Source organism: Deltaproteobacteria bacterium (genome assembly GCA_020845895.1).
Lineage (GTDB): Bacteria > Lernaellota > Lernaellaia > JACKCT01 > JACKCT01 > JADLEX01.
Window position 1 is genome coordinate 1 of sequence record JADLEX010000025.1, and the last position, 18123, is coordinate 18123.

General features: G+C 63.4%; 20 protein-coding genes. 13 read left to right on the forward strand and 7 right to left on the reverse strand.

Translation table 11 applies throughout. The annotated features are described in order from the left end of the window. Positions 1 to 682, forward strand: a 682-nt coding sequence (locus IT350_03025; GenBank protein ID MCC6156997.1) for an RloB domain-containing protein, incomplete at its 5' end; no start/stop codon positions are given. Between the two features lie 103 nt (positions 683 to 785). Here the strand turns inward: IT350_03025 and IT350_03030 are convergent. From IT350_03030 to IT350_03040, 3 genes are all read right to left on the reverse strand, one after another. Further along, the gene (locus IT350_03030; GenBank protein ID MCC6156998.1) at positions 786 to 2570 is read right to left on the reverse strand and encodes an AMP-binding protein; all 1785 of its coding nucleotides are present in this window, start codon (positions 2568 to 2570) and stop codon (positions 786 to 788) included. A gap of 221 nt (positions 2571 to 2791) precedes the next feature. Beyond that, positions 2792 to 3526, reverse strand: a complete 735-nt coding sequence (locus tag IT350_03035) for a hypothetical protein (protein MCC6156999.1) — start codon at positions 3524 to 3526, stop codon at positions 2792 to 2794. Then, complete coding sequence (locus IT350_03040) at positions 3523 to 4164, reverse strand: methyltransferase domain-containing protein (protein ID MCC6157000.1); 642 nt, start codon at positions 4162 to 4164, stop codon at positions 3523 to 3525. The genes IT350_03035 and IT350_03040 overlap by 4 nt, the downstream gene beginning before the upstream one ends. A gap of 180 nt (positions 4165 to 4344) precedes the next feature. On the opposite strand from IT350_03040, the gene IT350_03045 reads away from it, so the two are divergent. From IT350_03045 to IT350_03070, 6 genes are all read left to right on the forward strand, one after another. After that, complete coding sequence (locus tag IT350_03045) at positions 4345 to 6216, forward strand: polysaccharide biosynthesis tyrosine autokinase (protein MCC6157001.1); 1872 nt, start codon at positions 4345 to 4347, stop codon at positions 6214 to 6216. Further along, positions 6203 to 6961 (forward strand): polysaccharide biosynthesis/export family protein, encoded by a 759-nt coding sequence (locus tag IT350_03050; protein MCC6157002.1) that lies wholly within the window; start codon positions 6203 to 6205, stop codon positions 6959 to 6961. The genes IT350_03045 and IT350_03050 overlap by 14 nt, the downstream gene beginning before the upstream one ends. Further along, positions 6958 to 8238: a hypothetical protein gene (locus IT350_03055; protein ID MCC6157003.1), complete on the forward strand. Its 1281-nt coding sequence runs from the start codon at positions 6958 to 6960 to the stop codon at positions 8236 to 8238. Before IT350_03050 ends, IT350_03055 begins: the two co-directional genes overlap by 4 nt. 67 nt (positions 8239 to 8305) lie before the next feature. Continuing rightward, a complete protein-coding gene (locus IT350_03060) occupies positions 8306 to 8908 on the forward strand; it encodes a CoA pyrophosphatase (GenBank protein ID MCC6157004.1) in 603 nt (200 codons plus the stop codon). Further along, positions 8905 to 9414, forward strand: a complete 510-nt coding sequence (locus IT350_03065) for a hypothetical protein (GenBank protein ID MCC6157005.1) — start codon at positions 8905 to 8907, stop codon at positions 9412 to 9414. The genes IT350_03060 and IT350_03065 overlap by 4 nt, the downstream gene beginning before the upstream one ends. Positions 9415 to 9421: 7 nt before the next feature. Next, positions 9422 to 10399: a radical SAM protein gene (locus IT350_03070; GenBank protein ID MCC6157006.1), complete on the forward strand. Its 978-nt coding sequence runs from the start codon at positions 9422 to 9424 to the stop codon at positions 10397 to 10399. 4 nt (positions 10400 to 10403) lie between these two features. Here IT350_03070 and IT350_03075 read toward each other — a convergent pair whose 3' ends face one another. The 3 genes from IT350_03075 to IT350_03085 all read right to left on the reverse strand — a co-directional run bounded on the left by IT350_03075 (position 10404) and on the right by IT350_03085 (position 13395). Next, positions 10404 to 10976: a hypothetical protein gene (locus tag IT350_03075; GenBank protein ID MCC6157007.1), complete on the reverse strand. Its 573-nt coding sequence runs from the start codon at positions 10974 to 10976 to the stop codon at positions 10404 to 10406. Further along, positions 10973 to 12310 carry an AAA family ATPase gene (locus tag IT350_03080; GenBank protein ID MCC6157008.1) on the reverse strand — a complete coding sequence of 446 codons (1338 nt, stop codon included), beginning with the start codon at positions 12308 to 12310 and terminating at the stop codon, positions 10973 to 10975. The genes IT350_03075 and IT350_03080 overlap by 4 nt, the downstream gene beginning before the upstream one ends. An 86-nt stretch (positions 12311 to 12396) precedes the next feature. After that, positions 12397 to 13395: a BtrH N-terminal domain-containing protein gene (locus IT350_03085; GenBank protein ID MCC6157009.1), complete on the reverse strand. Its 999-nt coding sequence runs from the start codon at positions 13393 to 13395 to the stop codon at positions 12397 to 12399. Between the two features lie 214 nt (positions 13396 to 13609). Here IT350_03085 and IT350_03090 point away from each other — a divergent pair, with 214 nt between their 5' ends. The 6 genes from IT350_03090 (at position 13610) to IT350_03115 (ending at position 16555) form a co-directional block, all read left to right on the forward strand. Beyond that, positions 13610 to 14404, forward strand: a complete 795-nt coding sequence (locus IT350_03090; GenBank protein ID MCC6157010.1) for a tetratricopeptide repeat protein — start codon at positions 13610 to 13612, stop codon at positions 14402 to 14404. Continuing rightward, a complete protein-coding gene (locus IT350_03095) occupies positions 14385 to 14759 on the forward strand; it encodes a helix-turn-helix domain-containing protein (protein MCC6157011.1) in 375 nt (124 codons plus the stop codon). The genes IT350_03090 and IT350_03095 overlap by 20 nt, the downstream gene beginning before the upstream one ends. A gap of 13 nt (positions 14760 to 14772) precedes the next feature. After that, a complete protein-coding gene (locus IT350_03100) occupies positions 14773 to 15615 on the forward strand; it encodes a purine-nucleoside phosphorylase (protein MCC6157012.1) in 843 nt (280 codons plus the stop codon). Beyond that, positions 15612 to 15992, forward strand: coding sequence for a cytidine deaminase (locus IT350_03105; protein MCC6157013.1), 381 nt, complete (start codon positions 15612 to 15614; stop codon positions 15990 to 15992). Before IT350_03100 ends, IT350_03105 begins: the two co-directional genes overlap by 4 nt. A 99-nt stretch (positions 15993 to 16091) precedes the next feature. Continuing rightward, the gene (locus tag IT350_03110; protein MCC6157014.1) at positions 16092 to 16328 is read left to right on the forward strand and encodes a type II toxin-antitoxin system HicB family antitoxin; all 237 of its coding nucleotides are present in this window, start codon (positions 16092 to 16094) and stop codon (positions 16326 to 16328) included. Continuing rightward, positions 16328 to 16555: a type II toxin-antitoxin system HicA family toxin gene (locus IT350_03115; protein MCC6157015.1), complete on the forward strand. Its 228-nt coding sequence runs from the start codon at positions 16328 to 16330 to the stop codon at positions 16553 to 16555. The genes IT350_03110 and IT350_03115 overlap by 1 nt, the downstream gene beginning before the upstream one ends. Positions 16556 to 16570: 15 nt before the next feature. Here IT350_03115 and IT350_03120 read toward each other — a convergent pair whose 3' ends face one another. Next, positions 16571 to 17707, reverse strand: coding sequence for a hypothetical protein (locus IT350_03120; protein ID MCC6157016.1), 1137 nt, complete (start codon positions 17705 to 17707; stop codon positions 16571 to 16573). Between the last annotated feature and the right edge of the window lie 416 nt (positions 17708 to 18123).

Here is an 18123-nt window from a genome sequence, read left to right on the forward strand (position 1 = left end):
AGATATGGAGGCGTCCCTTTTATTGATGAATTTATTGGCAGCAATGACAATGAACCTCCGAAATAATAGAGGACGAAAAAAAATTGCCGCTCGACAGAAGTCGCGCCCGCAGCGAAAGATATATTTAGTCATTTGCGAAGGAGAGGTGACGGAAAAAGAATACCTCGAAGGTTATCGAAGAACATTTAGAAACGGAAAAATATCATTGCACTTCCCCCCAGACCATGGAGTGCCACTCTCGTTGGTGAGAATTGCAAAGGATTTGAAAAAAGCGGCGGAGAGGGTCGCGAGAAATACTGGAGACCGTGGGCAGTCATATGATCAGGTCTGGTGCGTTTTTGACGTTGACGCTCATCCGAATTTGGCTCGGGCGATGGATGAAGCAAGTGCCAATGGGATCGAACTTGCAATTTCGAATCCTTGTTTCGAGTTGTGGTTACTCTTGCATTTTCGTGACAGTCCAGGGATGCAAAGCAGGTCGACGATACAAAGAATGTTGAAGAATTACGTCAACGGGTACGTGAAGCACGTAGACTTCAGCCAATACGAGGATCGGGTGACCGAAGCGGTTTCCAGGGCCACGCGAATATCACTGATCGCAAATGCGGACGGCGAGCCCGGTCGCAATCCCACGACCGGCGTGTATCGCCTCATCGAATCGATCAACGGCGATAGACCCTGACCACGCCGGGACTTTCCGCCGGCCAGTACGCCCGAAAGCTCGTGGCACGGCCGAAGGCGACCGTGCCACGGTTCTTCGTCGATATCCCGCGGGGATCGCGCCGTTACTTCTTCTTCGCCTTGGCCGCGATGAACAGCGGATCGGCCTCCTGCAGTTCGCGGCGCAGCACCTTGCCCACCGGCGTCTTGGGGATCTCCTCGATGATCTGGACGTAGCGTGGCACCTTGTAGTGCGTGAGATTGGCCTTGGCCCATTCGAGCAGCTCGGCCTCGGTGACCTTGCCTCGCGACTCGGGTTTGAGCACCACCCACGCCTTGATCGACTCGCCGGTTTTTTCGTCGGGGATGCCCGCGACGGCGCACTCGTTGATCGCCGCGTGGCCGAGCATGAGCGTCTCGACCTCGGTCGGGAACACGGACCAGCCGCGGTTTTTGATGAGCTGTTTCTTGCGGTCGTTGATGATGATGCGACCGTGCGCGTCCATATAGCCGATGTCGCCGGTCAGCAGCCAGCGCTTGCCTTCCATTTCGACAATCGTCTCGGCGGTTTCGTCGGGCCGGTTCAGATAGCCGACCATCACCTGCGGACCCGCGACGATGATCTCGCCGGTCTTGGGCTTCACGCCGTCCTCGGTCTCGACGGTTTCGCCGGGCTTGATCGTGATCTTGGGATCGCCGATATCCGCGATGCGCCACTCGGTGCCCGGGAAGGGCAGCCCGATCGTGCCGATGAACTGCTCGCGCTCCCCCCAGAACGGATGGCCGGAGACGACGGGCGTCGACTCGGTGAGGCCGAAGCCTTCGGAGAGCTGCGCCTTGGTGACGCGCTCGAACGCCTCCTGCACCGGGCGGTGCAGCGGCCCGGCGCCGGACACGCACATGATGAGCTTGCCGGCGATGTGGTACTTCTCGGCGTCGGGGAACTCGGCCATCTTTTTGAACAGCACCTCGGCGCCCGGCATCATCGTGCCCTTGGGCGGACCCACTTCGAGGATCGTCTTGTAGAGCACGTCCATCTCGGGCGGCTTGGGGAAGAGGATCATCATCAGCGCCTTTTTCACGCTGATATTCATCACGGTCGTCATGGCGAAGCTGTGGAAGAGCGGCAGCACGCCCAGGATCGCCGCGCCGGGCTGGATCTTGAACAGCCACAGGGCGCACTGATGCACGTTGCTCACGCAGTTGAAGTGCGAGAGCACGGCGGCCTTGGGCACGCCGGTGGTGCCGCCGGTCATGATGTAGGTTGCGGTGTCGTCGGCGCTGATGTCCACCTTGGGCAGCGCCGGCGCGGTCTTCATGAGCTGCGCGAAGTCCTTGGAGTCGGGGACCTCGGCCTTGGGGATTTTGCCCAGCGCGCCGCCGATGAATTTTTTCACCGGCGAGAGCTTCATCATGTCGGTGATGTTCGTCTTGATGTAGAGGCGCACCGGCGACTCGTTGCGGATCGGCGCGACGATGGGCTCGTAGAGGATGTCGAGTAGCAGCATCGCCTTGGCGCCCACGGTCTTGAGCTGGTGCAGGATCTCGTTGGGCTTGTAGGTGGGGTTGCAGCCCGAGACGATGATGCCGAGCCGCGCGCACGCGTAATACGCCACCACGTACTGGAACGAGTTGGGCAGCAGCAGCGCGAGGACATCCGGCTTCTTGAGACCCAGATTCGCGAGCGCCGTGGCGAAGCGATCCACCGCCTCATCCAGCTCGCGATACGTCATCGTGACGCCCTGGAACCAGATCGCGGTGTGGTTCGGATACTCCTTCGCCGTCTCGCGCAGCACGTCGCCGAGCAGCTTGCGTTCGAAGGTCGTGTTCTTCACCACTTCGGCCGGCCAGCCGGACTCGGGTTTGAACCACAGGTGGGATTCGTCAACGTGATAGGAAATTTCGCCCATGCCGGTCTCCCCCCAAAAGGCGGTGCGACAAGCGGCCCGAGCGGCGCCCGGGACGCGCCCGCGATACGAAAAACGACGGGATTCGTTCGAGAATTCCGCGGCGATGCCGCGTTGGCGACACATTAGGTTGTGGCAGATGGAGCGTCAATAATAGCCTCGTGACGCCACCGGCGCGCGGATCGGGCACAGCAGATCGGATCACCTGCACCAAGCGGTGATTGTCACGCAACGACGTAGATGTAGAGCGCGAACGCGCCGCACGCGGGCACGAGGGCGGCCGCCCGCTCGCGCGGCGCGTAGAGGAACGCGACCGTTCCCGCCGCCGTCGAGGCGATCGACCACATCAGGACGCGAGCCTCGTGTTGAATGCCGGGGATCTGGCTCCAGTTCCAGTACACCGCGAACTGCACGACCAGACAGGCGAGCGCGTACGCCGCCACCCCCTCGACGGATTTTCCCTCGGCCGCGCGCAGCCGCCGTCGTCCCCACCGCTTGTGAGCGACCCGCTCGGCCGCGCAACCCGCCGCAAAACCCAGCAGCGGACCGATCATGTTGAACATCCACCCCTGCCACCAAAACAGCAGCGCGAGTCCGGCACTGATCCAATAGAGCTGACGTCGCTCGTCGTACACCCGCGTGGCCCGCGCGCCCGATGTTTCGCGCCGGAGCCGCCCGCCGAAATGGCCGATGGCGACGAGCCCCGCCGCGCACACCGCCACGGCACTCGGGAAATACGCCACGCGCCGGAATGCGAAGACCATCCAGAGCGCGGACGCCAACGTCATCGCGGGTGCGAGGGCGTCCGCACGCTCTTCGCTTCGCCGCGCGAGCCGATACGCCGCCCATTCGACCGCGACCAGCCACGCGGCGCTGCCGACGACGCCGAACGCCTCGCGCGTCAGGCTGTTCGCGTGCACCGCGTCCCACGCCGCGCCGATCGCCGAAAGTCCGTTCATCGCGTCGGTCGTTCCGGCGCCGTCGCCCTGACCGCCGCCAGCCGTCCGCCCGACAAAGGTTTCACCCGCTCGATCGTCCAGCCCTCGCGCGCGAGCAAGCCCGGCAGCGCGCCCGTGCCCATGAAGTCGATGTAGCTTCGGTAATGTCGCTCGCCGGCGATGCGTTCGACGAGCGAGGAAACGGCAAGCCGCAACCGGGCGACGAAATTCGCGGGGGGCTGGTCGTGATAATCGACGGCCACCAGCGGCGCACCGGGTTTGAGCACGCGGCCGATTTCGGCCAGCACGGCGCCCCGCGCGGGCGGGTCCATTTCGTGCAAGGCCAGCATCACTGTCGCGGCGTCGAACTCGCCGTCCCCAAACGGCATCGCGGTCGCATCGCCGACCACCAGTTGCCCGCCCGCCAGTCGCTTCTTCGCCTGCGCCGACATGTGCGGCGAGCGCTCCAAACCCGTGGCGTCGAGACCGGCGCGCAGGTAATGCTCCACCGCCGCGCCGGTGCCGCAGGCCACATCCAGCACCCGGGCTCCGCCCGGCAGATTCAGAATCTTCAGCGCGATGCCGCCGAAGGCCGCGTTGACGCGTCCGAGCAGCCGGTCGTAGTGCGGGGCGATCCATTCGTATTCAGCACGGGACATTTTCACCGCCGGATTTCAGGAAACGGGCCAAGTTGCCGAAACGACTACCATATCCGGGTGTCCCGGGTCACCGGGGAGCGTGCGCCCAGGCCGAAAAAGAGGCCGTTCCGCCTTGATTTCGACCCCGCAATGCTCTACGGTCCCGCTCGTCCACACCTCGAAAGAAGGGACCCTTCCCGAATGTACAACGAGTATTTCGGGTTCAAAAAACTGCCCTTTTCGATCACGCCGGACCCGAACTTCGTCTACATGTCGGCCAGCCACCGCGAGGCGCTGGCCCAGATGATGTACGGCGTCCAGGAGCGCAAGTCGCTCATGGTCGTCACCGGCGAGGTCGGCTGCGGCAAGACGACGATGATCTTCACCCTCCTGTCGCACCTCGACGAGGAGGCCAAGGTCAGCATCATCTTCGACACGCACGTCGATTCGAAGAGCCTCTACCGCTACATCTTCGCCGACTTCGGCATCGACAAGAAGCCCGACGACCGCGCCGAGGCGACGATCCTGCTGCGCGAGTTCCTCTCGCGCCGCCTGACCGCCGGCGAAAAGACCATGCTGATCCTCGACGAGGCGCACAACCTGTCGAAGGACATCTTCAACGAGGTCGTCTTCCTGACGAACCTCGAGACGATGCAGAACAAGCTGCTGCAGATCGTGCTCGTCGGCCAGCCCGAGCTCAACAACGTGCTCAACAGCCACGAGTTCCGCCAGCTCCGGCAGCGCGTCAACCTGCGAACCGAGATCCAGCCCCTCGATTTCGACAACACGCGCCACTACATCTACCACCGGCTGCGCGAGGCGGGGCGCTCCGACCCCGAGACGCTCCTGGACGAGGAGACGATCCAGCTCGTCTTCCTCTATTCCAAGGGCGTGCCCCGCATGATCAACACGCTGTGCGACAACAGCCTGCTCATGGCCTACGCGCGGCAGAAACCCTCCATCGATCCGGCGCTCATCAAGCAGACCTACAAGGACCTGATGGAGATCCCCGACGCGCGCTCGAGCGCTCCGCCATCGCCCGACGTCTCCGAGTCGTCCCAACCCGAACCGCCCGCCTTCGACGCCGAGGGCAACCGCGTGCTGTCCGAGGACGTGCTCGACGACACGCAGACCGAGACCGAACACATCCGCATCGTGCGTCGCGTGGTCCGCACACCCGACGGACGCGAGGTCGTCAAGAAGATCCGCCAGGTGCGCAAGATCCGCCCGGGCGAGCGCGCCGCCGCGCCGGAAGCCGGCGAGTCCAAGCGCCGTCACGCCCGCGCGCCGCTGTTGCCGCTGCCGGACGACATCCCCTACGTGCGCGTCACGCCGAGCGCCGAGGAAGACCTGCTTCCCGCGTTCAAGCACGATCATCCGGCGGCGGTGCGTCAGTTCCATCTGTTGTGGGACCGAATCGACAACATGACCGACACGCAGGACCTGCGCACGATCCTGATCACGAGTTCCCTGCCCCGGGAGGGCAAGTCGGTGGTGAGCATCAACCTCGCCGCGACCATCGCGCAGGCGCCGGACATTCGCGTGTTGCTGGTCGACGCCGACCTGCATCAGCCGCGCACGCACGACTACCTCGGCATGGAGCCGCCGAATCTCGGTCTCGCGAATATTCTTCAGGGGCAGGCGAGTCTTGGCGAATCCCTGATCCGTTACGAGCTCGACCGGCTGTATTATCTCGCCGCCGGGCGCGTCGAGGGCATGCCGACGGAGCTGCTCGTCAGCAACGCCATGCAGCGCCTTCTGGAAGAACTCAAAGGTCTCTTCCACTTCATCATCTTCGACTCGCCGCCGGTCGTGCCGATCGCCGACACCGTGGGTTTCGCGGGCCTCGTGGACGGCGTGGTGCTCGTCGCCAAGTCGCGCGAGACCAGCCGCAAGGTCGTCGCGCAGGCGCTCGACGATTTGTCCGAAAAACGCATGCTCGGCGTGGTACTCAACGGTCTGGATTATCGACTCGCCGGGGGGCGTTACAAATACGGCTACGGCTACAGCGGCTACGGGTACGGAGGCTACGGATATGGATCGAAACCGAAGTCGACGAATGTCGGTTCGTAGCGCCGCCGTCGCGCTGCTCGCGGCGGGTCTGATCGTTCTATCGGTCGCGTCCGTTCGCGCCGAAACGCTCTCACCCGGGCAGACGATCATCGTGCGCTACTACGCGGGCGACAATCTGGTCAAGACGCTCACCGTCACGCCCGCCGGCGACGCGATCTGGACCACGCACAATCTGGCGCTCGCGCCCAAGATCAACCGGGCCGAGGCCGTCGTGTCCTCGCCGGGCGGCACCGAGATGGGCGTGGGTCTTTCGCAGGTGACGACGAACGAGTTTCGCATCGGACCCGGCGACGTGCTCGACGTCAACGTGTGGGACAACGCGCACCTGTCCAAGGTCGTTCCGGTCCGGCCCGACGGCATGATCTCGCTGCCGCTCGTGGGCGACGTGCGAGCCGCGGGAAAAACCGCGCAGGAAATGCGCGACGTGCTGGGCACGGAACTTCGTCGTTTCATCGACTCGCCGACCGTCACGGTCACCGTCAGCGCCATCAACAGCTACACGGTGTTCGTGCAGGGCGCGGTCACGCGTCCCGGCTCGTACCCCATCTCCGGGGGATCCACGATCACGCACGCCATCAGCCTCGCCGGCGGATTCACCGAGTTCGCCGACAAGGGCGGCGTCATCATCCTGCGCACCAAGCCCGCCGGCGGCACCGACAAGATGAAGGTGAACTACGCACGCATCCTGTCGGGAAAGGACCCGGACGTCCGCGTCCTGCCCGGCGACACCATCGTGGTGCCGTGATTCGCGCGCACGTGACCATCATCCGCCGCGTCGCCGCGCTCGCCGCGTCGATATGGGTTTGTCTCGTCTCCGCCACGGCCCACGCCGACCGTATCTCGCTCGTCCCGGTGCTCTCCACGTGGTGGGAGTACAGCGACAACCTGCTGCTCACGCCCGAGGAGTCCGACGACGAAAAGCTCGCCGACCACTCGCTCAACGTGCAGCCCGGCGTGGCGGTGATCTACGATTCGCTACGCACGCAGGCGCGCATCGGCGGCACCACCGCGTTCCAGTGGTATCTCGAAGAGACGCAGGAAAACGGCATCCCCGATCTCGTCAACGCCGACGCGGGGGTTTCGTACTGGATCACGCCCAAGACACGGCTTTCCGCGGGCGAGCTGCTGACGTTTTACTATGACCCGCGCGACGCCCAGGGCACCGCCGCGCAGGAGATTCTGCAGGCGCGCACGGGCAGCATCGGCAACACCATCTCCGTCGGCGCGGAGCAGATTTTCACGGGCAGGTCGAGCATGCGTCTCGACTATCGATTCATCACCAACGAGTTCGAGGACCTCGACTTGTTCGACGTCGTCTCGCACCAGATCGAGGCCGATTGGCGCGAACGCGTGAGCGAGCGGCATACGTTGGTCATCTTCGGGCGCTACACGCGAAACCTCTACAGCCACGAGTTCGATTTCGTGCGCCGACTGTGGGAATCCGACGCGCGCATGGAGCGCGAATTCCCTTATCAGATCGACCGCGAGTCCGACTTCGACACCTACGTGCCGGGCCTCGGCCTCGACTACCAGCTCACCGCCACGCTCCAGTTCCAGGCGCGTTCGGGTATGATCCTCCCCGCGCGGTGGATCGACGACAAGGACTACGAACTCGACCCCATCGACTGGTATCAGCGTCTGGCTGCCACGCACACCTGGCGGTTCCAGCGCACGACCGCGTCGTACACGCGCGATTTGACCCCGGCGAACGGACTCGAGAGCGCGGTGCTCGGGCAGGATTATTCGCTCGCGTTGCAGCAGGTGTGGACGCGGCATTGGCAGACCGGGCAGGAGCTCGGCTTCAACCGCGCCGTGCAGAGCGCCGGCGAGGTCGACGCGTGGCGGCAGGCCGTCAACGCCAACTACTACTTCTTCGGCTGGCTCGGCGTCGGCGCGGGCTATCAGCACTTCGAGCAGTTCACCGACTTCGGCATCTTCGGGGCGCACACGATCACGAACCGCTTCCTCGCCACGGTCACGATCACCACGCCGAGCGTCAACACGCTGAGCGTGACGCCGTAATCCCGCTTTCGATCGCAAGCCCCGCTTCCTATGTCGCGCGTCGCGCGTTTTGTGCTAGATTTTCGGCATGACGATGCCCAGCCCCATTCTGGAAATTCCCGCTCGGCTCGATGCCGAGACCCTTCGCCGCGCGATCGCCGCGCGCGACCGACGCGAACTGCCGCTCGACCGCTTCCATCCCGCGTCGGTGCTCATTCCCGTCCTCGCGGCCGACGGACCTCCCCGACTCATCCTGACGGTGCGCACCGCGCACGTGGAACACCACAAAAACCAGATCAGCTTTCCCGGCGGACATCAGGAGGCGGACGAGACCGACGCCGACGCCGCGCTGCGCGAAGCCGAGGAAGAAGTCGGCCTGCCGCCGGCGTCCGTTGAACTCCTCGGACGCCTCGACGACATCTACACGATCAGCGACTATCGCGTGACGCCCTTCGTCGGCTGGATCGACGCGCCGGTCTCCCTCACGGCGAGTCCGTACGAAACGGCGCAGATCCTCCAGGTGCCGATCGAGGACCTGCTCGACCCGAAGATCCATCGCGCGGACGACGCCGAGTGGAACGGCGATCCCATCCGCCTGCATTTCTACTATTGGTACTCGCACATCATCTGGGGCGCGACGGGCCTCATCCTCACGCAGTTTCTCGACATCTGTCGCGGAGTTTTCGAATGATCCGATCGACATTTCGTGCCGCGTGGCTGTGCGTCGCGCTGGCGTCGTTCGCGGCGTGCTCGTGCGGCGGCGATGACGCCGACGCCCCCGCGCCGACGCCCGAGGAGGTCACCCCCGCGCCGGACGAGCGGGTCTTCGCCGTCGAACCGGGCGACACCGTGACGGTGAAGCTGCACGTCTTCACCTCGCGCGGTCTGCAACTGCGCGACAAGAATCCCCTCTCGGTCATCGTGCCGTCGGGACTGCCCTTCGCGTTCAGCCACAACCGCTACGAGGTCCCCGACCGCGACTACGCGTTTCCCCTGCCGATCAAGTTCGAGGTGCCGCGCGACATGAAGCCCGGCGTGCAGGAAATCCGGCTGCCGATGAAGATCTACTACACCGCACGCGACTCCGCGACGGAGCGCTCGCGCAACGAACTGCTCAAGATCCGCGTCACGGTCGTCGAGTCACTCACGACCGCGGCGCAGGTGCGCGACTACCCCGTCGAGTACCTGCTGGAATAGACGCCCCATGAATCTCGGGACGGATTCCGCGAAGCTCGCGGCCATCGACGCGATCCTGCCCGCGCTGCGCGAGATGGTGCAGGGCTGCCGTGTGTGCGCCAACGTTTGCGAGGTGGACCGCACCACCGGCGAGCGCGGCCTTTGCCGCACCGACGCGCCGGACGCGGCGCACGTGCGGGTCGGATCGCACACGCTGCACTTCGGCGAGGAGCCGATGCTCGTGGGCACGCGCGGCTCGGGCACCGTCTTTTTCACGCACTGCAGTCTGCGGTGCGTCTTTTGCCAAAATTGGCAGATCAGTCAGGCGCGCATGGGCGACGACATCAGCGCGCGCGAACTGGCCGACCGGTTTCTGGAACTGGCGGCGCGCGGCGCGCACAACATCAACCTCGTCACGCCCACGCACGTGATCTTCCCCATCGTGCTCGCGGTGCGCGACGCGGTGTCGCGCGGCCTCGGCGTGCCGATCGTTTACAACACCAACGGCTACGATCGCGTCGAGTTCCTTCGCCTGCTGGAGCCGGTCGTCGACATCTGGCTGCCCGACCTCAAGTACATGGACGCCGAAAAGGCGAAGCGCTATTCGCGCGCGCGGGACTATCCCGAAACGGCCAAAGCCGCGCTGCTGGAAATGGTCCGCCAAAAAGGCACGCTGCGCGTGGACGAGCGCGGAATCGCGACAAGCGGCGTCATCCTGCGCCACCTCGTCATGCCGCACGACATCGGCGGCACCTACGACCTGCTGCTGTGGCTCGCCGATGAGGGGCTCACCGACATCTCGTTTTCGCTGATGAGTCAGTACACGCCGCAAAACAAGGCGGGGCAGTATCCGGAACTGGCCGACCCGGTGCCGCTCGCCGAATACCGCCGGATCGTCGAGTACGCGCTCGACCTGGGCTTCACGCACCTGCTGGTACAGGATTTCGAGAGCCGCGAAAACGGCCTGCCGGACTTCGCGCGCGACGAGCCCTTCGAGTGGAGGTAGTTCGTCAGGGGTTTTTCTTCAGAAAATCCCGAATGCGGTCTTCGAGTTCCTGGATCTCCGGGCATCGGGATTTCAGGCCGCGGTAGTTCCGCAACGTCGTCAGCATGAGGGCGCTGCGCCCCTTGTCTGCACTCTTAGGATTCCCATACTTGGCCAAGAACGGGTCGAAGTAGGTTTCCTTGAGTTTCGGATCGTTCCGGACCGTCAGCCACGAATCTTGGAGAAGGTTGATGTGTCCGGCAAGGAGCCAAGCCTCGACCTCGGTCACCGCCGCACAGCAAATCAAATTCGCTCCCTGTTTCTCCGCAATTCGATAAAGCGCTTCGAATTCACCGGATCGGTCTTTCCCGTCCGAGTCCGGCAAAAATAGAATGAGCGACATGAATGAATACGTCGGGATAATATCTTCTTTCAGAATGCGTTTCGCGTCGGAATAGCCTTCCGCCTTGGGGTTGGTTGCCACCGTCACAGTGGCGCTTCTCTTACCGGCCGCACTGAGGATTTTTTCGACCAAGGGCTTCAGGATGTACCCGTTGTTTGTCGGATCCTCAGGCATGACCAAAACGCGAAAACTCAAAATGCGATCTCCGGCCAGCCTTCAAGCGCGAGATCGATGATCGACCGCTTCTTGATGATCTTCGAAAAATCAGGGAGATCTGTCAGAGCTTTGACTTGGGTACTCCCGTCTTCTTCGTTTCGCTTGAAAATGAAGGTCGATTTGTATTCTTCGGGCTTCAACCAAGCCAGCACAAGCGGGGAGTGCGTCGTCGCGAAGACTTGCGATTCTTGGGACATCGCCCGCAACAGCTCCACCATGAGTCGAAGCCGCGTGGGATGAATGCCGTTCTCGATTTCCTCAATGGCCATTACGCTGGGCATGGGTTCCTGAAACAACGCCGCCGCCAAAGCCGCGAAACGCAACGTCCCATCCGAGAGCGTGTCCGCCGGATAGGTACCGCCTTTCTCTTTCACGACGAAAAGCAGGTCATCGCTTGCGCCCGGCTTTACATCCACACCGTCAAATTCGCGTGGCGTCAGTTCTCTCAGCCAAGACTCAAACTCGGGTCGGTTTTCTTCCAAAATGAAAGACACAACAGCGGAAAAATTTTCTCCAAATTCTCCAAGTAGTGACGTCATTCTTTTTTTAGCATATTTTTTTACAATACTCGGCACGGGATCCAAAATTTGAATTTTCCCTAGTATGTCAACAATCGTGTCAAAGTAGTCCTCTTGTGTAGAGAGAGGTTGAAGCTTTTCGTCTTGTTTCTTTTTCACTGGAATATTTTTCAGCGCCTGCGCTAGACCAACAAGTCTAGATCGATCCAGAAAACCATGTTCGGCCATCAATCCGTGCAAAGTATGAAGTGAAGATTCGGATATCGTCATTTTCATTCCATTTCTCATCTCTTGTTTTATCTCCGCGTTCCAGATCGATTGCATGGCTACCGTGCCATTTTCCTCTCCAATTTGCTTGCGGATAACGTCCATATCAACGTGGTAGCCGTAGTCGCCACGCGGCAACCCGCTGAAAGAGACGTCCAAATGAATCCTACCGTTGCCATTTCCAGATTTCGAGGTTTTTTTCGGCTTAGAAACGGCCTGGCTCGTTCCGCCGCGGACCGGAACCATTGGTCCTTGTCCCGGGCGTTCCGACGGCTCATTGAAAATTTCGTCGATCGTCAATCCGCGACCAAGACCGTTCAGCACGCGCAGGACTTCGACGAAATTCGATTTGCCACTCGCGTTCGTACCGATGAGGAGGTTGAGCCGACCTGGCCGCATCGTCACGTCGCGAAGGCTCTTGAATCCGCGGACGCAGATCTCCTTCATGTAAGGACGCGGTGCCGACTCCGCGACTTTGACTTTGCGTCCGTTCGGGTTCGGCGTGCGCTCTTTGCGCGACTGGAACATGGCGACCTCTCATCCCGCGACGATTTGCGCCCCAGCATTATGACGCACAAATCCAAGTCGTCCAAGGCGTCGGCGCGGCTTGACGCTCAGTCCCCATACGCCCGCGCGATGTCCTCGAAAAACTCTTCCTCGAGATTCACGATCTCCTCGAACAGGATCTGCGCGTCGTCGAAGCCCGACGGTTCATCGCGCTCGCTGATGCCTTTGAGATGCATGGCGAAATTCGTCCAACAAACGCCGATCTCGCGCATGCGCGTCGCGAGGCGCAGCTTCTTCACGAGCGGATCGTGATGCACGCACTGATCCAGAAAATTCGCGTACTGCGTGCGGAAGGACCCGCCGCCCGTGCCGCGCCGCTCGATGATCTGGTAGCCGAAACGCGCGCTCCACCGCCAGTCGGGGGCCTCGCCCCACGCGGGGAGATCAGCTTCCATTCGACGCATCGCCGGCAGGCCGAACATGCCGCTCTCGTTGCGCACCATGCGAGACGCGGCCTCGCGGATCGCTGCGGGCACGGCCTGCTTCATCGGCGCGACGTGCGAAATGTCGCGAATCTCCCACCAGTGGCCCTCGAGATCGTAGGGCGGGGTCGGATCCCAGCGCGCCTGCGCGAACTGCGCGAGCGTCACCGTCTGCACGTTCGTAAACTCGCTGTCTGAGATCAGGACCGTTTCGGCATCGGGATCGTAGCCCACGGCGAGCACCTTGTGGCCGCCGAAGTGCGTGGAGGACTTGTAATAGGGCAGATGGAAGATATCGACCTGCACGAGTACGGGGTGGCCGGCGTCGAGCACGGCCTTGACCGGTGGCCACGCGGCGAAGGGGTCCTTGTACCGGTGAACCGGCGCGTCGATGCCGAGCACGCGGAAGAAATCTTCTTCCATCATGGGGTTTCGCCCGCCGAAAAACCGCGTCGGGCTCGTGTGTTCGCTGGGGAAGTAGTAGAACCCCGGTCCCATGCCGAGACCCATGCAGGTGGGCTCGGAGAGGTCGTGGCCGTAGTGCGCCAGCAACTTGCGCAGGGCCGAGGACCCGCAGTGGAAACCCGTTTCGTGGTGGAAATCGCGGGCGAGGACGGGCGGCATTGAAGGCTCCTTCACCCCGGCATGGCGGGTGCGGACGATTCCAGGGTTGCGGCGGGCGGTCGATTCCGATTTAGCACGAAATCGCCGAAGCGCGACGGGAAATTTCGCGCCGCCCGGTTTTTTTGACTCCGCTCGGGCGATTCGACCCCCCAGATGTTGACTTGCCGCCCCGCAGGTGCTACCAGATGTAGATACCTGTAGTGTGCGTTCACTCATGCGGCACCAACATTCGATCATCTGGCTCCTCGCGGTCGCGCTGCTCGCCTTCGGGTGCGGCGACAAGAAGCCGACCGTCTCGCTCGCCAAGCAGCAGGAGGCGCAGTCGCATTACGACATGGCGCTCGCCTACATGCAGGAAGAGAAACCGTCGCAGGCGCTGGAGGAACTCGAGAAGGCCGTCGCGGCAAACCCCTACGACCCCACCATCCACAACGCGCTGGGGCTCGTCTATTACCACAAGGAGCGCTTCGACAAGGCCGAGCAGGCGTATCTGAAGGCGGTGGAACTCGACCCGAAACACTCGGACGCGAACCACAACCTCGGAACGCTCTACCTCTACCTCGGTCAGCACGAGCAGGCGGTGAGCCGCTTCAACGAAGCCCTCGCGGTGGACACCTACCGCAACCAGGCCAACAGCATGAACGCCCTGGGCTGGGCGTATTTCAAGCAGCAGGACTACGTGCGCGCCGAGCAGTACTTCAAGGACGTGATCGAGCGTGACCGCCGCTACCTCATCGCCTACGACAACCTCGCCAAGGTCTACATGGCGACGGGTCGCATCGACGATGCGATCGCCCAGCTCAACCTCGCACTCGAAATCCAGCCCCTCCATCCCGAATCGAATCTCGACATGGGCATCTGCCGGCTCCGCCAGAAGGACCAGGCGAAGGCCCGCGAGTATTTCCTGAAAGTCGTACAGGTCGATCCGCTGGGAAAAATGGGCCAGCAGGCGCAGGAATACCTCAACCTCCTCGATGTCGGGGGCGCCGATGGAAGGACATCGCCCTAGAATCTCCGAAAGCGCCCGACGGCGCATCGGCATCGGCGACACGCTCCGTGCGCGCCGGGACGAACTCGACCTCTCGCTCGCCTCGGTGAGCGACCGGACCAAGATCCGCCGTGGACTGCTCGACGCCATCGAGCGCGAGGACTACACACTCCTGCCCGCGCCCATCTTCACGCGCGGATTCCTGCGCAGCTACTGCCGGTGCCTCGACATGGATCCCGATCCGATTGTGCTCGCCTATGATCGCGCCTTCCGCGCGGACGAAGACGAGACCGCCCCGGAGCGGCGATTCGGCGTCGGCGCGCGTCCCGATCCCTGGACGCGCATGATGTCGTCCGTCATGCGGCTGCTCTCCTGATCGCGGATCGATCATGACGGCATCCGCGCAACTCGGCCCCATCGTCGCCGCCGTGCGCGCAAAATTCCCGTCCCTGGTAACGCGCCCGCTCGACGCCGCCGTGGTGCTCGGCAGCGGCATGAGCGACGCCGCCGACGCGATGACGCACGTAGAGTCCGTCCCCTATTCCGAGATCCCGGGATTCCCCGCCGCGAGCGTCGCCGGGCACTCGGGGCGGCTCGACATCGGCGATTGGAACGATCGGCGCGTTGCGGCATTCCGCGGGCGCTTTCACTACTACGAAGGCCACGACGGCGGCGCGGTCACACTCCCGGTGCGTCTCGCGCATGCGCTGGGAGCGCCGCGCGTCGTGCTCACCACGGCGGTTGGCGGGCTGAATCCCGACTTTCGCGCAGGCGACTTCATGCTGATCGCCGATCACATCAACCTCATCGGACGCACCCCCTTTCAGGATGTGCCGCCCGAGCCGGGTCGGTCGCCCTTCGTGAATCCGCGCGGCATGTATCGCACCGACGCGATCGAACGCCTGCGCTCCGTGGCCGAAGCCGAGGGAGCGGCGCTTCACGTGGGAGTGCTGGCCGCGATGCCGGGGCCGGCATACGAAACGGCGGCCGAGAAGCGGATGCTGCGCGTGATGGGGGCCGACGCGGTGTGCATGAGCACCGCGCCCGAGGCGTTGATGGCGGCGTGCCTCGGCCTGCCGGTTTATGGATTTGCGCTCGTCGCCAACGAGGCGTGGCGCGACGAGGACGACGTCACGCACGCCGACGTGCTCGGCACCGTTCAGCGTCGTCTTCCCGCGTTGCGCGCCGTCATCGGCCTGGCGATCGGCGAGGTCATCGGAGCGAACGAATGACGGACGAAGAACTCGTCGCCGCCGCGATCGACGCCGCGCGCCGCGCCTACGCCCCGGTGTCGGATTTTCCCGTGGGTGCAGCGCTGCTCGCCGAGGACGGGCGCGTCTTCACGGGCTGCAACGTCGAGTCCCCGTCTTTGCTGCACGTCGTCTGCGCCGAGCGTGTCGCGCTGCTCAAGGCGATCTCCGAGGGCGCGCGCGATTTCGAAACGATGGCGATCCACGCACCGAAGCGCGAAGACATCGCCCCGTGCGGTCTGTGCCGGCAGATGATGGTGGAATTCGCGCCGCACCTGCGCGTGCTGCTCGTTCGGGACGCCGACGACTGGCGCGAGACCGACATCGCCGCCCTCATGCCCGACGCGTTCCGGCTCTGAGTTCACCAAAGCAGCGGCACGACGAGTTCGGCCGCGGCACAAGGCTTGCTGGAGTCTCTTTCCCTTCCGTGGTAATGGTTTTGTTCTGGAGACACGCGCATGCGATACCTGTCTTTTCAAATCGCCATCGAGAAAGAGCCCGAAGACGAGGGCTATTTCGCCTACAGTCCGACCCTCCCCGGCTGTTTCAGCAACGGCAAGACGATCGAAGAGGCGAAACGCAACATCCGCGAGGCGATCCGCCAACACGTGGAATCGCTCGCCGAACACGGAGATGTCATCCCCACGGACGAACGCTTGGTTCATGTGGAGGAATTGACGATCGGGATCCCGTAATGGGGCGCATGCCACAGGTCAGAGCCCGCGATCTCGTACGATTTCTCCTCGCACATGGATTCACGGAGGATCGGCAATCGGGCAGTCATCTGACACTCAGGGACAAACAGCTCGGCGTTTCCGTCACAATCCCAATTCATACCGGCTGTGATGTCGGTCGCGGACTCGCGACGCGCATCCTCAAGGATGCCGGTTTCACGGCTGATGACTTCGTGAATTGGAAATAAATTCAACGTCGCGCGTTACGGCAACAACGGCTCGACAAGTTCCGCCGCGGCCTTCGCAGTGATGCGGTGGCCGAGCGCCGACGGGTGGCAGTCGTCGTTGGTCACGTAGAGATCCGGCTCATTCGCCGCCGCCGCGAAATCGGCGAAAAGGTTGCGGTGCGGAATGTCGAGTTCGGTCAGCACCGCGCTCGCCGCGTCGCACAGCTCTCTTCGCCCGCTCGTGATCTGGCTGTGATACGGAAAAACGACGACCGCGAGTTCGGCGTTCCAGCGCGCGCGAGCCAGATCGCGCATCGCGCCCATCTCGCGACGCAGCCGCTCGCGCCCATCGCCTGTCGTGTAGAGCGTCGCGAGCGACTCCTGCGTCTTGTGGTCGTATCGTGCGATCAGCTTCGGTCCCCATGTTGGTGATGCATAGAGCCGCCCGAGCGCGATCCGCCGCGAAACGTTGTATGCGTAGCTCTGACCGACATCGAGCCGATACGGGCGCAGCCGCGCCGCGAGCGATGCACGCCCCGCCGCCGCGTCGATCGTCTCCGCGTCGACCGGCGCGAGAGGCTCGGCATCGTTCTGACACAGGCCGACGAGCACCACGCGCGGTCGCCACCCGTCGCCGCGAGCTTCGAGCAGCGTGCGGTATTGCTCCACGTTGTAGCCGTTCACGCCCGCGTTCATCACGCGCGCAGGCCTGCCCGATTCGGCCAGGAGCGACGCGAGCACATCCGTGTAGCGCTGCTCCGCGGCGATGGGCGAACCGAACGTGATCGAGTCGCCGAGCGTCGCCACGCGCGGCAGCGTGTCGTCGGGTGCGCTCGGCCACTCGGCGTCGCGAAACCCCGCGGCGTTGATGCGGATGGGGATGTGCAGGTACCGCTGCTGCGGGAATGCGGCGGAAAATCCCGGCTGGTAAGCGTGGCCAAGCACGGGGTCGGTCACGACGAGTCCCGCCGGATACCCCGGCCAAACCGCGCGCCCGGCATGCGGCATCGCGAGACGCACCAGCGCCTCGAACGCGAGAGCCACGAGCAGCCACAACGCCAGGCGAAACGCCGCGCGCCTCGCGTTCCAGCTCTCGCGCACGATGAGCGCGTTCACCGCGCCCGCCACGGCGACGAACGCGACGAATCTCCAAGCGAGCGGCGACGACAGCATCAGCGCAGTCTGGCAAAGGACCGGCGAGCGGACAAGGGAAGCGTGCGCGGCGGAGTTGCCCCTTGCCGTGAAGACGGATAGAGGCCTGCGGCGCAATGCGACTAAGCTAATATGACCCCGGTTGCCGTATACGCGACATAGAATCCGAAAGGTCGGCATGCTCCTGAAAGCGTGCGAACCTGATCGAACCACCGGGAAACGGGAACAATGGTAGTCGATTTCGCCTGATTTGCGTCTTACGGATCGCTCTACCTCTCCGCTGTCGGCGACATCGACGATCATCCGGCATTGTGTGACGCCTCAGTTGGAAATGGACTGACGGTCCGTTGGAAGGATACCGCCGTCTGTCGTTCATGATGCTGGACGCGGACGTGGTCGCGGTGAGCCCGGCGAGCGTCTGGCGCGTGCTGCGCAAC